Source organism: Pseudomonas resinovorans NBRC 106553, assembly GCF_000412695.1.
GTDB lineage: Bacteria > Pseudomonadota > Gammaproteobacteria > Pseudomonadales > Pseudomonadaceae > Metapseudomonas > Metapseudomonas resinovorans_A.
In genome coordinates, this window is record NC_021499.1 from 3,906,230 (window position 1) to 3,926,107 (window position 19,878).

A 19,878-nucleotide genomic window follows, 5' to 3' on the forward strand; every position below is an offset into this window, starting at 1 on the left:
TGCTGCGACAGGCCAACAAGGCTGGTAGTGGGAAGGTCGGGAAGGCAGTCTAGCAGCCCGGCTCCGGCCTCGGTCGCGGCCATGTTGCCACGCGCTTCAGTACGCATCAGCAGTCGCACAATGCTCGTCGGGTCACCATCAAAACGCGCCTGGTGAACCTGCGCCGGGCCGGCAAGCGCTCGACCCTCAGCCATCTGCGCTACATCGAGCGCGACGGCGTGAGTCGCGAGGGCAATCCCGGCAAGGCCTATGGTCCACTGACCGACCAGGCCGACGTGGAAGCCTTCGAGGCGCGCGGCCGGGAAGACCGACACCAGTTCCGTTTCATCGTCTCGCCCGAGGATGCCGAGCAGCTCGATGACCTGCGGACCGACACTCGCCATCTGATGAGTCGGATGGAGGCTGACTTGGGCACCCGCCTCGACTGGGTGGCGGTCGATCATTGGAACACCGACAACCCCCACACGCACATCGTCCTGCACGGCAAGGACGATATCGGGCTTGGTCAGTCGGCGGAGGTCGGCGAGGATCTGGTGGCCAAACCGATCTGGTTCGACCCATTGGTAGTGACAATACCTGCCCGCCATCCCCTGCTGACCTACCGGCACGTGCCGCTCGACGAGGTGATCCGCTATCCCCTGGTGCTCTGCGATCCGCAAGTCTGCGAAGGCTTCTGGAGACAACTGCAGCGTGTGCTAGGAACAGTGGATGCACGGCTGACCATCGCTGACCGAGTCCCTACCCTGGACCTGATGATGGCGCTGGTGGCTGCCGGGTATGGTCTGGGCTTCTCCAGCCTGGCGCGTATCACCGAACTCAACAACCCGGAGGTCGTTGCCCGACCGCTGGCCGGCTGCCCCGCGATGCTAACCACCTACCCGATACGACGCAAAGGCGAACCAGCCGAGCAACTGGCTAGGTTTTTCGACCGGGTAAGTCCGACAGAGAATCGAGGAGTGCTATCCGATCAGTCCCGAGCAGAAGAGATTGCCTAATGAACCAAGGCATCGATTAGGAGCGCGTTTGAAGTCCCGCCATCGTAATGACGCACCGAGCCACGCGCACACTAGTAGGTAATGCGAAAGGTGCTGTCATTCCATGCACCGTACCTCATCAACAGGCTTACAGAGGGGAATTGCAACACAAGACTTCTACAAACCCCGTTGACTTGTACAATTTTCGCGTTAGGCTCCCGGAAAAGCTGTACAAAAACAAATGTTGTACAAGTATTCGGGGCGCCAGGATGCCTGACTTCTTGCAATGCTTCGCGCAATCGTTCTCCACGTTGAACGCCAGTAGCCTGGGCGCTCTCGACGAGCTGTACACCCCGGATGTGCAGTTCCGCGATCCGTTGCACAGCCTGAATGGCCTTCCCGCGCTTCGACGCTACTTCGGGCAGATGTACGCCGACGTCGAGGAGCTGCATTACGAGTTCCACGGATTCGATGAGGTCGGCCCCGGTCGAGGCTACCTTCGCTGGACCCTGCGCTTTCGCCATCCACGCCTGGGCGGAGGCGAAATCATCCGACTGGAAGGCTGCAGCTACCTGCAATGGCGGGAGCGGGTTTACCTGCACCACGACTACTTCGACGCCGGGGCACTGCTCTATGAGCATTTGCCACTGCTGGGGAGGCTGATCGCCTGGCTCAAACGGAGGCTCGCATGAGCCGCGTCTGGCTGACGGGCGGCAGCAGCGGCATCGGCGCGGCACTGGCGGAAATCCTGCTGGAGGAAGGCCACCGACTGGCCCTGAGTGCCCGCCAGGTCGAGCCCCTGCAGGGGCTGGCGACGCGCTTTCCCAACCAGGTCCTGCTCGTCACTGGCGATATCAACGAGCGGCAGCAGGTGATGGAGATCGGCCGGCGCATCGAGGACGCCTGGGGCGGCCTCGACCTGGTGATCCTGAATGCCGGCACCTGCGAGTATCTTGAGCCCGGGCGCTTCGATGCAGACCTGCTCGAGCGCGTGGTTCGCACCAACCTGTTGGGCACCGGCCACTGCATACAGGCGGCGTTGCCGCTGCTTCGTTGCGGCGAGCGTCCGCATCTCGCGGTCGTCTGCAGCGCGGTAACCTGGTTGGCGCTTCCGCGCGCCGGTGCCTATGGCGCCTCCAAGGCGGCGCTGCGCTATCTGGTCGAGTCCCTGCGCATTGACCTTGCCGCAGAAGGCATCGACGTGACCCTGATCAGCCCCGGTTTCGTCGACACTCCGCTGACCCGACGCAACGACTTCCCCATGCCCATGTGCTGGCCAGCGCAGCGTGCCGCCAGGCGCATTGCCGATCTCCTGCGCAAACGGCCCCTGGAGATCTCCTTTCCCCTCCCCTTCATTCTTGCCATCCGCCTGCTCGGCGGCCTTCCGGCGCGCTGGCGCCTGGCCCTGGGGCGACGTCTGGCACGCCCACAACGAATGGACTGAAACGTGCGCATCGCGATCATTGGCAGCGGCATATCCGGACTTACCTGCGCGTACTTGCTGGCGCGCCGCAATCACGTGAGCGTGTTCGAGGCCAGCGACTGGGTCGGCGGCCACACCCACACGGTGGATGTCCAATGCCAGGGCCGCAGCTACGCGGTGGACACCGGGTTCATCGTGTTCAACGACTGGACGTACCCCAACTTCATCCGCCTGCTGGAGCAATTGGGAGTGGCCTCGCGGCCTACCGAGATGAGCTTCTCGGTGCATGACCCTGCCGGTGGCCTTGAGTACAACGGCCGCGACCTGCCCAGCCTCTTCGTGCAACGCCGCAATCTGCTTTCGCCGGGTTTCTGGGGGATGCTGTACGACATCCTGCGCTTCAACCAGCGGGCTCCCGGCTGCCTGCACGAAAGCCGCATCGCCCCCGAGACGCCGCTTGGCGAGTACCTGCGAATGGGTGGCTACGGGCAGCGGTTCATCGAGCACTACATCATTCCCATGGGCTCGGCCATCTGGTCGATGTCACGGACGCAGATGCTGGAATTCCCGCTGCAGTTCTTTGTGCGCTTCTTCCACAACCACGGTTTGCTTTCCATCGGCGACCGTCCGCAATGGAGGGTGATCGAAGGCGGATCGCGCAGCTATATCGAGCCGCTGTGTGCCGGTTTTCGCGCGGGACTGCGGGTGGGTTGCGCGGTGCAGCGAGTGTGCCGGGACGCCGAGGGCGTGCGGTTGCTCAGTGCAACGGGCTGGGAGCGCTTCGACAAGGTGGTGTTCGCCTGCCACAGCGATCAGGCCCTGTCGCTCCTGGAGACCCCAAGCCAGCCTGAGCGCAAGGTCCTGGGTGCCCTGACCTACGCCAGCAACGAGGTGCTCCTGCACACCGACGAACGTCTGCTGCCTCGGCGGCGCAAAGCCTGGGCCAGCTGGAACTATCGACTTGGTGGTCCAGCTGATTCGCCGGCGACGCTGACCTACAACATGAACATCCTGCAAGGCCTGGACGCGCCGGTGACCTACTGCGTGAGCCTCAACCAGGGCGCTGCGGTCGACCCGTCACGGGTGCTGGCTCGTTTCGAGTATGCGCACCCGCAGTACACCCGGGCGGCGATCGCCGCTCAAGCCTGGCAGCAGAGCCTGCAAGGCCACCAGCACAGCTATTTCTGCGGCGCGTACTGGGGCAATGGCTTCCACGAGGATGGCGTGGTCAGCGCGCTGAAGGTCGCCGCTCATTTCGGTGAAGAACTGTGAACAGCGGCCTCTACCGTGGTTGGGTCAGTCATCGGCGCCTTGCGCCCCGCCCGCACAGTTTCCGATATCCCATCGGCATGCTCTACCTGGACCTGGCAGAGCAAGAACGGGTATTGGGCATCTCTCGCCTCCTGCGCCCGCAGCGCCTGGCGCCGCTCTGCTGGCGCGAGAGCGACTACCTACCCGCCTGGACTCGCACGGGCATTCCCCTGTCCGAGGCCGTGCGGTCAGTGCTGCGCGACGCCCTGGGCGATGCCCCGCGGGGCCCCATCCATCTGCTGACGCAGCCACGTAGCTGGGGCCTGTCATTCAATCCGGTGAGCTTCTACTTCTGCCACGACGACATCGGCCGCCTGGCGGTGATCGTCTGCGAGGTACGCAATACGCCCTGGCGCGAACGCCATCATTACGTGCTGCCCGTTCAACCTGGAGAGACCCAGGCGATTGGGGTGGCCAAGTCCTTCCACGTCTCGCCCTTCCTGCCGCGAGACATGGATTACCGCATGCGTTTCCGCGTCACGGGGCCGGGCATTCGCGTGCACATGGAGAACTGGCGCGATGGCGAAAAGCTGTTCGAGGCCCGCCTCAGCTTGCAGCGCCAGACACTCGACGCCGCGGGTCTGCGCCGCCACGTGCTGGCGTTCCCGTGGATGTCGCTGCGTACCCTGACCGCCATCTACTGGCAGGCCCTGCTGCTGCTGCTCAAAGGCATTCCCTTGCACGCTCATCAGTCCAGTGAGCGCCACCTGAGCGTCGGCCAACCCGCTACCGAGGATTCTACGAATGTCCGATCCGATTCTAAGCGCTAGCAAAGCCGGCAACCTGGGCCCGTTCGCAGGCGGCCTTTTCAGGCAGCTCGTGCTCGCCCAGTTGCGTCGCCTGCGACATGGCCACCTGCGTATTCGGTTTCGCGGTGGGCAACTGGGTTTCGGCGATCCGGCCAGTTCGCTGCAAGCCCAGGTCGAGGTGCTGGATGAGGCGGTCTGGGGCCTGGTTGCCAGCAACGGCTCGATAGGCGCCGGCGAGGCTTACATCCTGGGTTACTGGCGCAGCCCCGATCTGGCGGCAGTAACCCGCCTGTTCGTCGCCAACCTGGCTGTGCTGGACGCCATGGAAGGCGGGCTGGCGCGACTGGGCCGCCCGATGCTGCGCCTGATGCACTGGCTCAATCGAAACAGCCGCAGAGGTTCGCGTCGCAACATCATGGCGCACTACGATCTGGGCAACTCGTTGTTCGAACGCCTGCTCGATCCGACCATGATGTACTCCGCAGCCCTGTTCGAAAGCCATGAGCAGAGCCTGGAAGAAGCTCAGTTGAACAAGCTCGCACGCATCTGCCGCAAGCTCGACCTGCGTCCGGGCGACCACTTGCTGGAGATCGGCAGCGGCTGGGGCAGCCTGGCACTGTATGCGGCCACCCACCATGGCTGTCGGGTGACTACCACCACCCTGTCGGAGGAGCAGTACGCGCACACGATGCAGCGCGTCGAGACCCAGGGTCTTCAACAGCGCATCCGCGTGTTGCGCAAGGACTACCGCGATCTCGAAGGGCGCTACGACAAGCTGGTGTCCATCGAGATGATCGAAGCCGTCGGCCACCGCTACCTACCGCACTACTTCCGTCGTTGTGCCGAGCTGCTCAAGGACGACGGGCTGATGCTGCTGCAAGCCATCACCATACGCGACCAGCGCTACGAACAGGCTCGCCGCTCGGTGGATTTCATCCAGCACTACATTTTCCCCGGCGGCGCCCTGCCCTCGCTGACCAGCATGCTGCAGACGGCCAGCGCCGTGACCCAGCTCAACCTGTTGCATATGGAAGACTTCGGCGCGCACTACGCACGGACCCTGAGACTCTGGCACGACAACCTGCGGCAATCGCGCCAGGCGCTGCTGGAGCTCGGCTATGACGAGGCCTTCCAGCGCCTCTGGGAGTTCTACCTCTGCTACTGCGAAGGCGGCTTCGAAGAGCGCGCCATTGGCGTTGCGCACTTGCTCTGGGCTGGCCCGGCCCATCGAGGCGCCCCCCTGGCGGAGCGGCTGTAGGCCGGGTCATGGGGCGGGCCTGGCTGCTAGGCAACGCGCTGTGGCTGCAACTGGGCTGGTGGGGTTGCGTGCTCGGCGCCCAGTCAACCTGGATGCTGCTCGCGGTCGCCACCGGGCTGCTCGTGCACGTGGCGCTCTGCCCCCTCCCCCGGGCGGAGGCCGGTGCATTGCTGCGGGTGGCGGTGGCTGGCTGTGCCATGGACAGCGCGCTTGGCGCATCGGGTGTGTTCGACTTCGACCACGCCCCCATTCCGATCTGGCTAGTACTGCTCTGGCTGGTATTTGCCTGCGGCCTGCGCCACAGCCTCGCCTGGGCAGCGCGACCAGCCTGGCGAGCAATGCTGCTCGGGGGGATTGGCGGACCACTGGCCTACTGCGCAGGCGCGCCATTGGCTGAGATTTCACTGCCGATGGGCGTCGCGGGCACGGCCCTGGTTCTGGCGCCGCTATGGGCGCTGTGGATGCCCCTGGCCTTTCGCCTGGCGGGGACGCGTTGAGCGACGGCAGCGCTCCGAACAGTAGCGAACTTCATCCCAGCAGCGCTTCCAGCGTCGCCGCCAGAGGAATGGCCGCCCGCAGGCCGGGCACAGCTTGCTCGGCAAGTCGGTTTTCCTCACAGGGCCTCTCCCGCGTCCAGCCGCGCCAACAGCTCCTCTCCACGCAACCAGAGAGCCTGGCGGCGTGCCTCATCCATGTTCAGCAGGTTGCGGTAGACCAGGGCCAGGCGCGGATTACCCCCCAAGCGCTCGCGGTGGCGCATGAGGAAGTGCCAGTACAGCGCATTGAACGGGCAGGCCTGCAGCCCCGTCGCTTCCCCCACCCTGTAGCGGCATTGCGCGCAGTAGTCGGACATGCGCTGGATGTAGCGACCGCTGGCGCAATAGGGTTTGGAGCCCAGGTAGCCTCCGTCGGCGTGCATGACCATACCCAGGGTGTTCGGCAGCTCCACCCAGTCGAAGGCGTCCAGGTAGACCGCCAGGTACCACTCGCAGATGGCCTTCGGGGCGATACCGGCGAGCAGCGCGAAGTTGCCGGTCACCATGAGCCGCTGTATGTGATGGGCGTAGCCCAGCTCGAGGGTCTGGCCGATCGTCTGGGCCATGCAGCGCATATCCGTGGCGCCCGTCCAGTAGAACTCCGGCAATGGGCGTTGGTTGCCGAATGCATTGAGTTCGGCATATTCCGGCATACGCAGCCAGTAGATGCCGCGCACATACTCGCGCCAGCCGATCAGTTGGCGGATGAACCCCTCCGCGGCATTCAGCGGCACCCGCTTGCGGCGATACGCTGCCGCCACATCCGCACACAGTTGGCGCACATCGAGCAAGCCGATGTTCAGCGCCGCGCTGATCCTGGCATGGAAAAGAAAAGGCTCGCCACTGGCCATGGCGTCCTGGTAATCGCCGAAGGCGGCCAGGGAGAAGTCGAGGAAGTGTTGCCACAGCTGCTGCGCAGCAACATGGGTCACCGGATAGTCGAAGGCGTCCAGGCGGCCATAGTGGTCGCTGAATCTGCTACGGACCAGCGCCAGCACCTCACGGGTGGTGGCATCGATGTCGAAGCGCGGCGGGAATGGGCCACGCAGGCCGCGCGGCAGTGTCTTGCGATTCTCCGCATCAAGGTTCCAGGTGCCTCCCAGCGGGCTGCCGTCCGCTTCCAGCAGGAGTCCGGTACGCTTGCGCATCCCGCGGTAGAAATGCTCCATCCGCAAATGAGCGCGGTCCCCCGCCCAACGCGCGAACGCCTCCCGCGAGCACAGGAAGCGGCGGTCGGGGTGCCAGGTCAGCGACAGGCCGCAATCCTTGAGCGCCTGTTCCAGACGCCACTCACCGCACTCGGTGATGTGTGCCTCCCTGGCCGCCAGAATCGCCATCCAGCGCTGCAGCTCGCCGGGCAGGCTGCCGCTGTTGCCGGCGTCGTCCAGGCGTACGTAGATCACCCGCCAGCCACGCTGGCGCAGCGCGTCGGCGAAGTGCCGCATGGCGCTGAAGATCAGCGCGATCTTCTGCGGATGGTGAGCCACGTAACGCGCCTCGGCTTCCACCTCGGCCATCAGTACCGCGTCCTGGCCGGGGTCCAGGGCGTCGAACAGGCTCAGGTCGAACGACAGCTGGTCACCCAGCACGAGACCGATCCGGCGAGCTGGCGCGGGCGCACGGCCTGTTGCGGGATCAGGCTGCAACAGGCGGTCGGCGGTGCCCTCCAGCGCTTCCGGGTTCATGCGTGCTCCATCCTTACCAGGGCAGACGCTCGCCGTCGTAGGCAAAGAATCCGCCGCTCTCGGCGGGCCCAAGACGGTCGACAAGGCTCAGCAGATCCGCTGCCGCCTGATGCGCGGGGCGTGCCAGCGCCGCGCCTCGAAACGGCGCGGACAGGCCGGAAGCGACGGTACCCGGATGGAGGCTGAACAGGCAGGACTGTGGCCGGCTGCGAGCCAACTCGATGGCGGCGGTCTTCACCAGCATGTTCAATGCCGCCTTTGATGCGCGGTAGGCGTACCAGCCGCCCAGGCGGTTGTCGCCGATGCTTCCCACCTTCGCCGAAAGCATGGCCATCTTTCCCCGGGCGTGCAGCAATGGCAGGAAATGCCGCAGCACCAGCGCAGGTCCCAGCGCATTGACCTGGAACACGGCCTGCAGGGCCTGCGCGTCGAGGGCGGCCAGGGACTTTTCCGGCTGCAAGCCCGGACGGTGCAGCAGGCCCGCTGAATGCAGGATCAGTTGATAGGGCCCTTCCGCTGCAAGCGTGGCCGCAGCCTGGGCGATACTCGAAGGGTTCTCCAGGTCAAGCGCGGGCGAGCTTCCACGCCCCAGCTCACGCACGGCGGCGCAGCGCGGGTCCTCGCGCAGCAGCTCGCAGAAGGCGCTACCCAGCGCCCCACTCGCGCCGACCACCAGGGAGCGGTATCCCAGATCCATCGAATGCAGGCTGAGTGTTGCTCTCATCCGCCCTGCCCTCCTGCCTGTTGGCAAGCCAGCGAGGTCACGCTGCCCAGCGCCATGCTCAGGCGGCAGTGACTCTGCCATGCAGCGGGCGAGCGACTCATTCGGCGGCGACCTCGAGACCCAGCAGCTGGCGTCGTAGTTCGGGATTGCGCGTGCGCGGGTCCAGCCAGATGGCAAAGAAGGCCCGGGCGAAGTCCGGATCGACCACCTCCCGGCTCAAGCGCCCATCCACATAGAAACGACACCCCCGGCCAGGCAAGTACAGGCCCGTGATGCTCTGGCCGGGGGTCACATCGACAAAGGCTTCGTGCATTTCCTGGCCCCAGCGTGCCAAGCGATCCTGGTCAAGGCCTTCACCACCCAGCCTGCGCATTTCCTGCAGGCTGACCTCCACCAGGTCGGCACGCTTGATCTCCCGCCGGTAGGTCAGTTCCAGGGCGAAGGGGTTATCCAGGGTCGGCCGTGCGCTTGGACTCCAGAGCCTCGCCTGGTAGATCGAAAAGCCGAACCATTTGAATTGGCCGGCACCAACGGCGCGTGCGCCAGGCAGGTCATCGCGCCAGTCCGCCAGCGCCGCCGTCGTGCCCAGCGAGAGCGCCAGGGCCAGGGAACCGACCTTGCCAATCCCGCGTTTGAGCAACCAGCCAAGTGCCACCGTGCGACTCCCCTGCCTGAAATGGCGACCTCCAAAATAGTTGTGCAAAAATGATTCTTGTACAACTATTTTCGCCATGTGGCTCGGATTCCGGGGGACCCATCAGGGCCGTGCTGCATCGCAGGACGCCCGCGAAACCTGGGCCGCGCCCATCCCAACGCCTTCCGATTCGACTTCCGCTCAGTTCGGGCGCACATCCATCAGCAGACGCAGGTAGCTGATCAGGGTTTGCCCGCCTACCGTCCCCTTGTAACCGTGGCTATCGAACTGGGTGCTTTTGATCAGGTCCACCCGATAGCGCGGATTGAGCTCATAAGTGCGACCGAGGGTACTGGTGGAGCGACTGTTGAACAGGTCCGTGCTGACGAGAACAAACTCGCGTGGTTTCTTTCGACCATTGGCCCCACTGTTGTTGGGACTGCTGAAGATATCTCCCGTGGTACTCATCGCGCTGCTGTACTGCTCGCGATTGCGCAGGCTGGTCTTGCTGTTGGCGATGACGAACTGCCCGCTCTGCGGTCGGTAGAGGTCGCCGTTAGTCAGATAGCTCGCCAGCACATCGTAGAGCGCCCAGTTGCTGCCGCCGCCGAGTTCGGCATTGCGCAGGTCGAACACGAACACGCCGCCCGTGCCAATCACCTCCATTTCGACCTGGCCCAGGCTGGGGTTGTCCTTTACCAGCAGCCCGGTGTTTTCATCGACGCCAAACGCGAAGGGAACACCGGTGTAGTCCGCCAGACGCACAATGCGTCCCTGGCGCCCACGTTCGCTGAAATGCGTATCCAGCAGCCCATGGGTGAAGAAGCCAAAGCCGCCGCTCGGGTCGTAAGACAGGTCATCGCCCGATGGCGTGGTGTACGGTCCGTAACGCAGCGCTTCGTAGCTTTCGCCGCCGCTCACCATCGGCCCGGCAACCATGATCGCCGTCCCGGCGCTGGTTCCCGACAGCACGGCACCGGCGGCATGCCGGTTGCGGATCGCGGCCAACGCCGGAGTATCGCCCCGGCTGACGTTCTGCAACGTCTGAACCAGTCGTGACTGATCTCCACCGCCGAAGAAGAAGCCGGTCATGCCATTGATCTGCGCGATCACCTGCGGGTTGCTGTTGTTGGCGATATGGTCCAGATCGATGGGGATCCATTGGGCGTCCGCGGCGCCGTAGCTACGCAGAAGATTGGCGTAGTACTCGCCGTTGGCCCGGGAGTTGGCCGCGCTCGCGGTGCCTGCATCCGGATCCTGGCTTTCGGGAATGGAGGCGGCGGTGATCACGCCGATCCTGGCTTGGCCGCTGCCGCCCGCCAGTTGAACCAAGCGCTGGTAGATCGCGGCGTTGTCGTCTTTCAGTCCACCCCCTACCAGGAGCAGTGCACCGGCGGCCTGAGCCAGTCCGGGAAGCAGGACGGCAAGCAGGCATGCATAGCGGCAAAGCAGGCTCAGTCTCATCTTCGGTTCTCCGTGCTGCTGGGCGCAGCGTTGTTGGGAATACGCGGAAACGGCAGTGATTGAGCGACAGGTGCGCAGGTATCGCTCGTGCCTTGCGGAGCCCGGAGGACCGCTCGCAAGGTACTGATGGGTGAATGAAGTGCGGGTGATACTGGCGTGGGGACTCGCGCCCTGAGCCGCCTGCGGGGCTCGCTAGACCAGAAGCTCAGGCACAAGCATCGCCACGGGCATTTCCCGGCCAAGGACGGCCTCCAGACACAGGCTGGACTCGCCATCCGGCCAACAGACGAAGTACCCCCCGACACTCTTGTTCCTGATGCGGAAGCGCCACTCCCGCTCTGCCAATCGACCCAGGTCGCTCGGTGGCTGCTCCAACTCGATCACCGAATAGAATCCGTCCCGTGTTTCAACCCGCTCCAGGACCTTGGCCTGGGCACACTGGAGCGCGAGCACGATCGACTCTTGACCATCCAGAAGCTTGTCCAGGGCAAACAGTTCGAGAGGCGTCAGTTGCATGGCCATGATCTCCACTCACTTTCCAGAAAGCACATAACACCTGCCCCGCCCTGTCGCTGCAGGCGGAGGTGATTGCCGGGTTTTGGGGCTAGCGAACCTGCTCGGGACCGATCAGGCGGGCAAGGGTGAGGGCGGCCTCTTCCCGAGTTGCAGTCAGGCCCTCGGCAAGGGCTGATGCGCACTGCCCGGAAAGCAGGAGCACAGCGATCACGGTGGCGGCTTGGGTCTGTGTTCTCATCTCTTCTTGCTCTTGTTCTGATGGATAGCCAGGGAGCAGGTCCCGTTGAAAACTCTATGACGAAAAACGTGTCATGTAAATATCATAATGAATTTATGTGCATCATTTCACCGACCAACATCGCTCCCTCGAGCCCTCTTGAGATCGCGCGATCACATTCAGCTAAGTGCAGATCGATATGAATTCAGGTCTGAGCAGGAGTGCAAATAGAACGATCATCTTTCGTGCGAATTGACACATATAGTGTCGCTATGTAGCTTGATTGATGCGCGTGGTTTCATCTCGAACCTGCCACCGGGTAACGGAAAACACCGGACGCGCGCCATCACGTCCTGGCCGGCATGCAAGGGACTCGGTCCAGGCCACCACCGCATGAACTGGAGTAATAAATTGAACAAGATCGCTCTACTGGGCGCTTTGGCGCTCTCTGCCTGGGCCACGCTCTCCCAGGCACAGGACTCCCTGCGGATAGGGATCGAAGCCGCGTACCCCCCCTTCGCCTACAAGACCGAGGACGGGCGCCTGAGCGGTTTCGATTACGACATTGGCAATGCCTTGTGTGCGGAGATGCAGGTGAAATGCGACTGGATCGAACAGTCCTTCGATGGCCTGATCCCTTCTCTGAAGGTTCGAAAGGTGGATGCCGTGCTGTCGTCGATGTCGATCACCCCAGACCGCCTGAAATCGGTCGATTTCACCAAGAAGTACTACCACACGCCGGGCAAGCTGGTGATGAAGGAGGGATCCAGCGTCAGTGACCCGCTCAAGGACCTGAAGGGCAAGCGCGTCGGGGTGCAGCGCGCATCGACTTACGACCGCTACGCCAGCGACAAGTTTGCTGCGGCCGGGATCGAGGTAGTGCGCTACGGCTCGCAGAACGAGGCCTTCCTCGATCTGGTCTCGGGCCGCATCGACGCAACCCTGGCGGATGTCGTGAACATCAGCGAGAGCTTCCTCAAGACCGACAGCGGCAAGGGGTTCGCACTGGTCGGTCCGGATTTCAACGATCCCAAGTACTTCGGTAATGGTGCGGGAATCGCCGTGCGCAAGGGCGATACGGCCACCGCCGAGAAGTTCAGCGATGCCATCGCAACCTTGCGCGCCAACGGCAAGTATCAGGAAATCCAGAGCAAGTACTTCAGCTACGACATCTACGGTCAGTAGTTGCAGGTCGGGGTACCCGCCTCGCCCGGGTACCTTCCCGCCGCATGACTTGCGGCTCACGCGGCGGGCACTCCTGATCGCCACAGAGCGATTTCCATCCCCATGCGGCGATCACATAAACTGACGCTCCTGGCCACAAGGACCCCCTCAGAGTCATGACCCGAGCGCCGCGAGACCTGTCTGTCTATACCTCACCCGTCATGCGCAAGCTGGCGTCAGCCTCCCCCGATCTGCCGCCCTCACTGCGAAAGGTCGCCGACTTCATCCTGCGTCATCCGCTCAAGGCCGCAACCCTCACCATCGAAGAGCTTGCGCAGGAAACCGCCACATCATCGGCGGCGGTCAACCGACTGGCGCGCGCCTTGAAGCTCAGTGGCTACAGCGCACTCAAGACGGCCCTGGTCGGCACGCTGCAAGACCTGGTATCGCCGGTGGACAAGCTCCGCCAGGAAATGGCCCAGCGCCCAGACGGCGCGTTTGGCCTGCATGAGCAGATGCAGGCCGCGGAGGGCAACCTGCGGGCGGCCGTCAGCAGCAACAGCCCGGCGGCGTTCGACGCCTTCGTCGAGCGACTCGGCAAGGCGCGCCGCATCTTTATCCTGGGTTTCGGCAACAGCGCTTACATGGCCGGCATTGCAGCGGCCAACCTGATGCCCTACTGCCCCGATGCAACAGCCATCAGCATGGAGGGTGGCAACGAGAATGCCGCCTACAGACTGGCGGCCATCACCCAGCACGATGTGTTGCTGGCGATCTCCCTTCCACGTTACTCCCTCGACACCATCCAGCTCGCGCGCTTCGCCAACGAACGTGGAGCCGGCGTGCTGGCCATCACCGACTCTCCGGCCTCCCCGCTGGTGCAGCTCGCCGAGCATGTGCTGTTCGCGCCTGCCGAACACCCCGTTCTGATCAGCTCGAACGCCGCCGTGCTGGCCGTGATCGAAAGCCTGGTTGCCGCCGTGATGACACGCAACAAGGAAGCCGTGAAGCTGGCGGCCGAACTCACCGAGAGCGTCATGTCCTACCTGCACGTGCCCCGGGACCAGACGCGCAAATCCAGAGCGCGCCGGAAGCCGGAGAACTAACCCCAGGAGTTGCCGATACGCCGCGCATTGCACGGCCTGTGCCGACGTCCTTTGCCGGCTCGGCCATGTTGGGTGGATCGAAAGAGCTCAAGGCCGTTCTTGAATTGGCTCAAGCAGCGCGCTGGCAGAGTGCGCTGGGTATCGGCCCTGGCCATGATGCGCGGCAACGCTCGTCGCCACCTGTTTCACACATCATCCACGTGATCGATCGTGTCCAGGATCTGCTCGGCTGTACCCAGCACTGGCGCCATGGTCCAGCGCTCGACCCGGTCATTGCCGATGCGCAACATGCCGGAGTGCGAGTTCTTGTCCCGATCCACGTCCGGCTCGGGATCATAGAATCCAAGACTGACACGCACCTGCTCGATGTCCGCCGCTGCGCCCGTCAGGAACCACCAGCCTGGCCCCACGCCTTGGCGCTTGGCGTACTCCCGAAGAACGTGGGGGGTGTCCAGTTCGGGCGCCAGGGTGATGGAGTACAGATGAACCTGTCGCCCCAGGCGCGCCCCCAGCAGCCGCTGCACCCTCAGCAGGTTGGCAGTGGCGGTTGGGCAGGTGCCGGCGCACGAGGTGTACATCATGTTGATCGCAACGACCTTGCCGCGGATCAGGTCATCGTAGAAGCGCACCGACCTGCCGTACTGGTTGGTGAGTATCACGTTGGGCAGTTGGCTGGCGGTACGGTTGGGGCGATCCGACCGACCGCCAACGGAGGCGCCCAGCCCGAGCGCGCCCCCGACTCCAACCACACCCAGGAGGCCGGCACCTACCAGCAGATTTCTTCTCGTGTTCATGAGTTGGCACTCCTAGGCATTCGGTTCTTCGTCGTCTTGGTCGTCTTCAAGGTCCCAGCGCACCATCATGGCGTGGTCCTCATGGATCACGTTATGGCAGTGCATCGCGTACTTGCCCTTGAAATCCCGGAAGCGAAAGAGCACGACCATGGTCATGGTCTGGTCGAGCACGAAAGAATCCTTGCGTCCACGCTCATGCAGCGGAATCGGCACTTCGACGCCATCGACCAGCTTCTTGAGCATGATCCCTTCCTCGAAGTGCGAGTGAATCGGGTGCGACCAGCCGCCCCCCGTACTGGCGAACTCCCAGATCTCCGCGCTGCCCTGGCGCACCCGCGCCCTTGGCCGATTGACGTCCACTAGTTGCCGATTGACCTGCCACAGCCCGTTGCGCCGATCGAACTCCCAGCGCCGCACGGGCAGTTTCTTCAACTCTTCGGCTGATGGAAGATCGGGCAACGGGCGCAAGAACCGGGGCACTTGGCTCAGGTCCTGCTCAGGCGGATGGCGGTCAACAATGAACTTCATCACGCGAGTACCGGGCGCTTTGGAGTCCCGCGGCTTACGCGTGCTGTCCTGGCGCAAGCGGTTAGTCAGGAACAGTTCAGTGCCGATCGGGTATTGGGAGAAGTCGACGATGATGTCGGCCCGCTCGGCGACCCCCAGCCTGACATGGGTGAAGTTGAACAGCGCTTCGGGAAGCAGGTTGCCGTCGTTGGCGATGTAGGTGAACCGCTGCACGACATTGCGCGAATTCACCAAGTAGAGATCGTAGAACCGACTGGGCCCGCTGTTCAGCAGGCGCAATCGGTACTTACGCGCCGCCACCCGTAGAACCGGCTCGATCTTGCCATTGATCACGACCTTGTCGCCCAGTACGCCTTCGGCGTGGAGTTGGTCGTAGAACAGCTGCCCGTCAGGCATTGGCGTGAAGCGGCGGTCGCCGAAGGCCAGCGGGTAGTCGTACGGATGGCTGGGCAGGCGCAGCGCGCTGGGCCGGGGATCGCGCTCGTCGCCTGAATCGATATGGTCGAACAGCAGGTAGAAGCCGATCAGCCCGCGATAGACGTTGGGGGCGGTGTAGTCCAGAGTGTGGTCGTGATAGAAGAGCGTCCCCAGGGCCTCCCGATAGTCGCCGATGCCATTTTGCAACTCATCGTACCCAGCGTAGATATTGGGGTAGAAGTGATCCTTGAACTGCCCTCGTCCCTGCTCAGGGCCTGACTTGCTCAGCGTCGGCCCCGCCTTTTTTCCGCTGTAATAATCCCCAGGGAAGCCATCGCTCTCCGAGGGCGTGTGCGCATTGTGCAGGTGCGTGGAAATCTCCGGCGTGCCGAAGCCGACGTGATTCTGCGGCAGGTCGTTATAGATACGGCAGAGCACCGGATGCCCGTATGTAGCAAAAATGGTCGCCGGAACGGTCGCATCAGGATTGCTTCCACGGTATGCCCAGACTTTTTGCTTAGGCAAATCAGGGTGGGTGATCCATTCCGAATTCTGCACCACGCGCAGCTCGTATAGCTCGGGAGTTCCCAGCACACCGGTCAATTCTTCATAGCGCTGGTGCGCATCACGTCCCGCCTCACCCGCCCCGATATTGGGTTCACTTGTCGGCGCGGGATCAAATGCTTCGGCATGTGCCACCGGAACGATGATCGGTGGAAGCTCTTCCATCCATGGCCGGGTCACCGGACTGGGTGGAAAAATCGGCTGCGGCGTGGTGACCCATTCGACGGCATGGCCGGGCCGGCTCGCAGGGAGCCACGGTGCCGCCAGGACAGCAGCCGAAAGCCGTAGAAACGTTCGCCGATTAGTGTCGCTTTTGATCTGTTGTTCCGAAAAAATCCCCTTGTTGTTCCGCTTGCTGGTTCGCATCTGGTTGTTCCATCACCCCATTCTCAACGCATGCCCTCTCACACCGCCCTAGCCACGGTTTGTCGAATGTCCTCTCCCCTGCGCCGAATCTCAGTACTGCAAGATCGCTTCTTGTTGAGCGAATGATGTCGCATCTTTCAGTAAAAGCAGGTTTTCTGGCGCGCAGCAGACCGCCCATCTGGCAAAATGCCATGCCGAAACATTAGGTAATAACTCAATTGCTTATAGCGCCTTTGCCGCCAAAGAAACGACCAAGTCAATTTTATGGCGAAGCAGGATCCCGACTTGCAACCCTCAAATATTTTCAGGAGGAGAGAGAGCAAAAGTGCGACTTCCGTGTCTGAGTTTGTACCTGGCCAGCCCCGCTGAAATGAAACGGCTTGGTGCATATTCAAAGACAATGTCAGCCGAGGTTATGGCATGAAGGCAGGTTCACTCATTGGGCCGTTGATGCTGATCGCGGCAATCGGCGGGTCCGGGAGCGTCATTGCGGATCATCGTTGGGATGGCGATGAAGATTGGGAAGATGAGTACCGGGATGGTCCCTGCCGGGTCAAGGAAGTCTCCGATGGCAACCAGTACAAGAAGGAAATCAAATGTCCGGATGGCAGGGGAAGGACCTGGAAGCACGGCGAGTGGAAACGCGAGTTCCGGGATGGTCCGTGCCAGGTCAAGATTGAGGCCAAGCGAGACGAGTACAAGGAAGAGGTGACATGCGAGCGGAGAGGTGACGACTAAAGTGAATCGACACTTCACCCGACGACAGGTTACGCCGCATTGAAGCATACGTTGAACGAGGGCAATCCTCGCCTCAGTGAAGTCACCCCGCTGACGCGGGCTACCGCCTCATCACATTGCTGTAATCCGGAGTGGTGAGTTCTGGCGCCTTCTACTTCCTCGGTTGAAGAACAGCCCGCCCGCGAGTTTGTCGCGGGCGGGCTACCGCGGTGACGAGGCAATTTCCCTTGCCTGTAACCGGCAGGATGATCGCCAGGCGTCGCAGTGTCAGCCCTGGCGAACCTCGATGCGCCGGCCACGCGCGCGCTTCCTTGGGCAGTTCGATACGCGGCACACCATTGCTGCACTTGGCCCTGGCCTTCTCGGCAATCACTGGAGCGGGGAGCTGGAAGGTGCGTCGGAAACTGCCGAAGGTGCACTGTCGGACGCGATAACGCCCATTGCCCTGCTCCTGCTCGATGCGCTTTTCACCGCAAATGATCAGGACATCTCCCCGCACTTCCAGATTCAGATCCTCCTTCACCATTCCCGGCACCTCGAGGCGAACGACGACCTGGTCGCCATCCTCGTAAAGATCGCCGGCCAGCAATCCCCAGTTCGAGGCAAGTGCCGGTGACGAGGCAGCATCCTCCGACGAGTTCCTGCTCCGGTTGTCGGGCGTGAAGCGCGTCAGGGCCTCGCTGGTACGATTGCGAAGCTGACGCCAGCCCTCGCCTAGCGAATGCCAGGTTTCCTCCAGGCCATGCTTGAGTTCAGCTAGTTTGTCCATGGGGTCGACCTCCACACACTCAAGGTCCTACTCACTTTTCACGACGATCTTGCGCGGCTGGGCATGCGCATGCTTGGGAACGCGCAAGTTCAACACGCCGTCCCGTAGCTCAGCGTCGATCCGGGTCGTATCCAGCTCGGAGCTCAAGGTGAAGGCTCGCCGGAATCGCGACAGCTGGACCTCAGCGTAGACGGCCTCCAGCTGTTCGGACATCTCCGGCATGATCTCCCCTTCCAGCACAAGCGTGTCACCTTCCACATTGACCACGAGACGCTCCTTGGGCACCCCCGGAAGGTCGGCAATCAATTGGATTCCGTTGTCGTCTTCGAATACATCGACACGCGGCAGCAGTGTTTGGGTTTCAGTCTCGCCGCGCACGACCGCTTGCTTGTCGTTCATGGTGATTCCTCCTTCAAACCGATGCTGTTACTGAATGGATATGCGCCTGGGTTGAGCAGCCTCTCGCCGGGGCAGAGAGATGCGCAGAACGCCGTCGCAACAGTGAGCCTCTACCTTGTCGGTATCGACCTCATCATTGAGGCTCACGGTACGCTTGAAGCGTCCGGAATAACGCTCGTTGGCGTATACGGAGCAATTACCCTCTTCCGCGCTGCGTACCGGCCGGCGCTCGCCGGATATCGATAGCAACCCTCGGTGAATCTGCAGATCGAGGTCGTTCGGGTCGACGCCGGGAACGAAGGCGTAGATCTCCATGCTGGACGGCGTGCTTCCTACGTTGATGGCAGGGAAAGCGCCGCTGGCCAAGGCGCGAATGCTGCCCGGACGCCCGAGACCCGGCCCCAGGACTTGCTGCAGTTCGCGCTGCAGCCTCTCGAACTCGGCAATGGGATCGCTCGACAGATTAAGAAGGGACTCGTACATGACAATCCTCCTCCGGTTGACTGACATGATCTCGAACAGGAGGCTCGGAGCTCCAATATCCGGCCCCTGACGACGGGAAATATGTAAGCGGTTTCGAGGTTTTCAAGTCCCGGCTTAAACGAATATGGAATTTGATATTCCCACTCTTTTTCACGTTGAATCTTTGCCCTGGCCCCACCGGATTCCTCGACGAGTTTTCCGCTTCGCGCCCAGCCCGGCAAGCCGCCCGGGCGATTGAGTTCCTGGTCAGTCGGGGTTTGCCGGTGGCGATCAGCGCAATGGCTGAATGGCGCTTCGAACCGGTTGCAAAGGCGTTGACGACGGTGCTGGGCGCATAGCGTGAAATCGGCACGGCCGGTAAGCCCCGGTTGACCAACTTGCTAGGCAATTCGGTCATCGCGCTCACGCAACAGCCAATAGGTCAGCCCCAGGGCCAGGGTGGCGCCAGCCAGCGCCGCGACTTTGGCCGGGCTGACATCGGGATCGAGGATCACGAACTTGCGGGACAGCGCGATCAACCCGATCAGGATGACCGTCTTGACCTGAATGATGCTGTCACGGCGCAAGACCACGCGCACGATGGAATGCTTGAACTCCATCGCGATCAGCAGCGTCATGATCATGCCGAACACACTCTGGAAGATCTTGTGGTCGAGCGGATTGAATGCATCGATGATCAGCAGGCTGAAGACAATTTGAATCAGCTGCACCAACGACACCACAATAATCACCGCGATCACCACTGAAAGGATGAGGGCGACGGTCTGCTCGAAGCGTTCGTAAAACGTCATAACCGCCCATTCACGACGGAGTCGTTCGAGTGTCGTCCCGGTCTGAGTGCTGTTATTCATGCGCCACTCCTGCAGAAACAGGCCATTCCAACGAAAAATCACGGTCGCTGCGCCTCGTACGCCATGTAGCCCGCGCAAGGTCGTCTGCGGCGCTGGTGGAGCGCTTGCCAGGAGTTCTGCAGCATCAGCAGCAACAGAAGGCGATGGTCCATCAGCCGAATCAAGCCACAGGTCACGCCCGTGCATGAGGAGGTGCCCGGCCGCCTCA

At 62.6% G+C, this 19,878-nt stretch carries 23 protein-coding genes; 10 read left to right on the plus strand and 13 right to left on the minus strand.

Going from position 1 to position 19,878, the window contains the following annotated elements; genetic code table 11:
- Positions 1-152 precede the first annotated feature (152 nt).
- The 7 genes from PCA10_RS31180 (at position 153) to PCA10_RS17620 (ending at position 6,212) form a co-directional block, all read left to right on the plus strand.
- Positions 153-995: a LysR family substrate-binding domain-containing protein gene (locus PCA10_RS31180; RefSeq protein ID WP_016493420.1), complete on the plus strand. Its 843-nt coding sequence runs from the start codon at positions 153-155 to the stop codon at positions 993-995.
- Between the two features lie 248 nt (positions 996-1,243).
- A complete protein-coding gene (locus PCA10_RS17595; RefSeq protein WP_041770330.1) occupies positions 1,244-1,666 on the plus strand; it encodes a nuclear transport factor 2 family protein in 423 nt (140 codons plus the stop codon).
- Positions 1,663-2,418: an SDR family NAD(P)-dependent oxidoreductase gene (locus tag PCA10_RS17600; RefSeq protein WP_016493422.1), complete on the plus strand. Its 756-nt coding sequence runs from the start codon at positions 1,663-1,665 to the stop codon at positions 2,416-2,418. Before PCA10_RS17595 ends, PCA10_RS17600 begins: the two co-directional genes overlap by 4 nt.
- A 3-nt stretch (positions 2,419-2,421) precedes the next feature.
- Entirely contained in the window at positions 2,422-3,669 is a 1,248-nt protein-coding gene (locus tag PCA10_RS17605; RefSeq protein WP_016493423.1) for an NAD(P)/FAD-dependent oxidoreductase, read from the plus strand.
- On the plus strand, positions 3,666-4,478 hold the full coding sequence (locus PCA10_RS17610; RefSeq protein ID WP_016493424.1) for a DUF1365 domain-containing protein: 813 nt from the start codon (positions 3,666-3,668) through the stop codon (positions 4,476-4,478). Before PCA10_RS17605 ends, PCA10_RS17610 begins: the two co-directional genes overlap by 4 nt.
- Positions 4,453-5,715, plus strand: coding sequence for an SAM-dependent methyltransferase (locus PCA10_RS17615; RefSeq protein ID WP_016493425.1), 1,263 nt, complete (start codon positions 4,453-4,455; stop codon positions 5,713-5,715). The genes PCA10_RS17610 and PCA10_RS17615 overlap by 26 nt, the downstream gene beginning before the upstream one ends.
- 8 nt (positions 5,716-5,723) lie before the next feature.
- Positions 5,724-6,212 (plus strand): DUF2878 domain-containing protein, encoded by a 489-nt coding sequence (locus PCA10_RS17620; protein ID WP_016493426.1) that lies wholly within the window; start codon positions 5,724-5,726, stop codon positions 6,210-6,212.
- Here PCA10_RS17620 and PCA10_RS29700 read toward each other — a convergent pair.
- The 7 genes from PCA10_RS29700 to PCA10_RS30650 all read right to left on the minus strand — a co-directional run bounded on the left by PCA10_RS29700 (position 6,162) and on the right by PCA10_RS30650 (position 11,512).
- Positions 6,162-6,332: a DUF2256 domain-containing protein gene (locus PCA10_RS29700; protein WP_081663968.1), complete on the minus strand. Its 171-nt coding sequence runs from the start codon at positions 6,330-6,332 to the stop codon at positions 6,162-6,164. The genes PCA10_RS17620 and PCA10_RS29700 overlap by 51 nt on opposite strands.
- Complete coding sequence (locus tag PCA10_RS17625; RefSeq protein WP_016493427.1) at positions 6,329-7,936, minus strand: cryptochrome/photolyase family protein; 1,608 nt, start codon at positions 7,934-7,936, stop codon at positions 6,329-6,331. The genes PCA10_RS29700 and PCA10_RS17625 overlap by 4 nt, the downstream gene beginning before the upstream one ends.
- Positions 7,937-7,949: 13 nt before the next feature.
- Positions 7,950-8,660 carry an SDR family oxidoreductase gene (locus PCA10_RS17630; protein WP_016493428.1) on the minus strand — a complete coding sequence of 237 codons (711 nt, stop codon included), beginning with the start codon at positions 8,658-8,660 and terminating at the stop codon, positions 7,950-7,952.
- A 97-nt stretch (positions 8,661-8,757) separates the two neighbouring features.
- On the minus strand, positions 8,758-9,315 hold the full coding sequence (locus tag PCA10_RS17635) for a chalcone isomerase family protein (RefSeq protein ID WP_016493429.1): 558 nt from the start codon (positions 9,313-9,315) through the stop codon (positions 8,758-8,760).
- A 180-nt stretch (positions 9,316-9,495) separates the two neighbouring features.
- Positions 9,496-10,758 (minus strand): cyanophycinase, encoded by a 1,263-nt coding sequence (locus tag PCA10_RS17640; RefSeq protein ID WP_016493430.1) that lies wholly within the window; start codon positions 10,756-10,758, stop codon positions 9,496-9,498.
- Positions 10,759-10,950: 192 nt separating this feature from the next.
- Complete coding sequence (locus tag PCA10_RS17645; protein ID WP_016493431.1) at positions 10,951-11,289, minus strand: hypothetical protein; 339 nt, start codon at positions 11,287-11,289, stop codon at positions 10,951-10,953.
- A gap of 73 nt (positions 11,290-11,362) precedes the next feature.
- A complete protein-coding gene (locus tag PCA10_RS30650) occupies positions 11,363-11,512 on the minus strand; it encodes a hypothetical protein (RefSeq protein ID WP_016493432.1) in 150 nt (49 codons plus the stop codon).
- 390 nt (positions 11,513-11,902) lie between these two features.
- Between PCA10_RS30650 and PCA10_RS17650 the strand changes: the two genes are divergently transcribed.
- Positions 11,903-12,676, plus strand: a complete 774-nt coding sequence (locus tag PCA10_RS17650) for an ABC transporter substrate-binding protein (RefSeq protein ID WP_016493433.1) — start codon at positions 11,903-11,905, stop codon at positions 12,674-12,676.
- A 155-nt stretch (positions 12,677-12,831) separates the two neighbouring features.
- The gene (locus PCA10_RS17655) at positions 12,832-13,761 is read left to right on the plus strand and encodes a MurR/RpiR family transcriptional regulator (protein WP_016493434.1); all 930 of its coding nucleotides are present in this window, start codon (positions 12,832-12,834) and stop codon (positions 13,759-13,761) included.
- Positions 13,762-13,946: 185 nt separating this feature from the next.
- Here the strand turns inward: PCA10_RS17655 and PCA10_RS17660 are convergent, their stop codons facing one another.
- Positions 13,947-14,555, minus strand: coding sequence for an SCO family protein (locus tag PCA10_RS17660; protein ID WP_016493435.1), 609 nt, complete (start codon positions 14,553-14,555; stop codon positions 13,947-13,949).
- 12 nt (positions 14,556-14,567) lie between these two features.
- A complete protein-coding gene (locus tag PCA10_RS17665; protein WP_016493436.1) occupies positions 14,568-16,430 on the minus strand; it encodes a multicopper oxidase family protein in 1,863 nt (620 codons plus the stop codon).
- Positions 16,431-16,850: 420 nt separating this feature from the next.
- Between PCA10_RS17665 and PCA10_RS17670 the strand changes: the two genes are divergently transcribed.
- Positions 16,851-17,168 (plus strand): hypothetical protein, encoded by a 318-nt coding sequence (locus PCA10_RS17670; protein ID WP_016493437.1) that lies wholly within the window; start codon positions 16,851-16,853, stop codon positions 17,166-17,168.
- Positions 17,169-17,319: 151 nt separating this feature from the next.
- Here PCA10_RS17670 and PCA10_RS29705 read toward each other — a convergent pair whose 3' ends face one another.
- The 4 genes from PCA10_RS29705 to PCA10_RS17690 all read right to left on the minus strand — a co-directional run bounded on the left by PCA10_RS29705 (position 17,320) and on the right by PCA10_RS17690 (position 19,670).
- Positions 17,320-17,937, minus strand: coding sequence for an Hsp20/alpha crystallin family protein (locus PCA10_RS29705; protein WP_231866595.1), 618 nt, complete (start codon positions 17,935-17,937; stop codon positions 17,320-17,322).
- Positions 17,938-17,964: 27 nt separating this feature from the next.
- Complete coding sequence (locus PCA10_RS17680; RefSeq protein ID WP_016493439.1) at positions 17,965-18,336, minus strand: Hsp20/alpha crystallin family protein; 372 nt, start codon at positions 18,334-18,336, stop codon at positions 17,965-17,967.
- A gap of 27 nt (positions 18,337-18,363) precedes the next feature.
- Positions 18,364-18,819, minus strand: coding sequence for an Hsp20/alpha crystallin family protein (locus tag PCA10_RS17685; RefSeq protein ID WP_016493440.1), 456 nt, complete (start codon positions 18,817-18,819; stop codon positions 18,364-18,366).
- A 380-nt stretch (positions 18,820-19,199) separates the two neighbouring features.
- Positions 19,200-19,670 carry a phosphate-starvation-inducible PsiE family protein gene (locus tag PCA10_RS17690; protein ID WP_016493441.1) on the minus strand — a complete coding sequence of 157 codons (471 nt, stop codon included), beginning with the start codon at positions 19,668-19,670 and terminating at the stop codon, positions 19,200-19,202.
- Positions 19,671-19,878: the final 208 nt, after the last annotated feature.

Coding starts and splice junctions, on each gene's coding strand:
- PCA10_RS17630 (WP_016493428.1), bottom strand. CDS start 8,660: ATGAGAGCAACACTCAGCCTGCATTCGATGGATCTGGGATACCGCTCC.
- PCA10_RS17665 (WP_016493436.1), bottom strand. CDS start 16,430: ATGCGAACCAGCAAGCGGAACAACAAGGGGATTTTTTCGGAACAACAG.
- PCA10_RS17620 (WP_016493426.1), top strand. CDS start 5,724: ATGGGGCGGGCCTGGCTGCTAGGCAACGCGCTGTGGCTGCAACTGGGC.
- PCA10_RS17655 (WP_016493434.1), top strand. CDS start 12,832: ATGACCCGAGCGCCGCGAGACCTGTCTGTCTATACCTCACCCGTCATG.
- PCA10_RS17600 (WP_016493422.1), top strand. CDS start 1,663: ATGAGCCGCGTCTGGCTGACGGGCGGCAGCAGCGGCATCGGCGCGGCA.
- PCA10_RS17690 (WP_016493441.1), bottom strand. CDS start 19,670: ATGAATAACAGCACTCAGACCGGGACGACACTCGAACGACTCCGTCGT.
- PCA10_RS17625 (WP_016493427.1), bottom strand. CDS start 7,936: ATGAACCCGGAAGCGCTGGAGGGCACCGCCGACCGCCTGTTGCAGCCT.
- PCA10_RS30650 (WP_016493432.1), bottom strand. CDS start 11,512: ATGAGAACACAGACCCAAGCCGCCACCGTGATCGCTGTGCTCCTGCTT.
- PCA10_RS17680 (WP_016493439.1), bottom strand. CDS start 18,336: ATGAACGACAAGCAAGCGGTCGTGCGCGGCGAGACTGAAACCCAAACA.
- PCA10_RS17615 (WP_016493425.1), top strand. CDS start 4,453: ATGTCCGATCCGATTCTAAGCGCTAGCAAAGCCGGCAACCTGGGCCCG.
- PCA10_RS17670 (WP_016493437.1), top strand. CDS start 16,851: ATGAAGGCAGGTTCACTCATTGGGCCGTTGATGCTGATCGCGGCAATC.
- PCA10_RS29705 (WP_231866595.1), bottom strand. CDS start 17,937: ATGGACAAACTAGCTGAACTCAAGCATGGCCTGGAGGAAACCTGGCAT.
- PCA10_RS17640 (WP_016493430.1), bottom strand. CDS start 10,758: ATGAGACTGAGCCTGCTTTGCCGCTATGCATGCCTGCTTGCCGTCCTG.
- PCA10_RS17595 (WP_041770330.1), top strand. CDS start 1,244: ATGCCTGACTTCTTGCAATGCTTCGCGCAATCGTTCTCCACGTTGAAC.
- PCA10_RS17660 (WP_016493435.1), bottom strand. CDS start 14,555: ATGAACACGAGAAGAAATCTGCTGGTAGGTGCCGGCCTCCTGGGTGTG.
- PCA10_RS17685 (WP_016493440.1), bottom strand. CDS start 18,819: ATGTACGAGTCCCTTCTTAATCTGTCGAGCGATCCCATTGCCGAGTTC.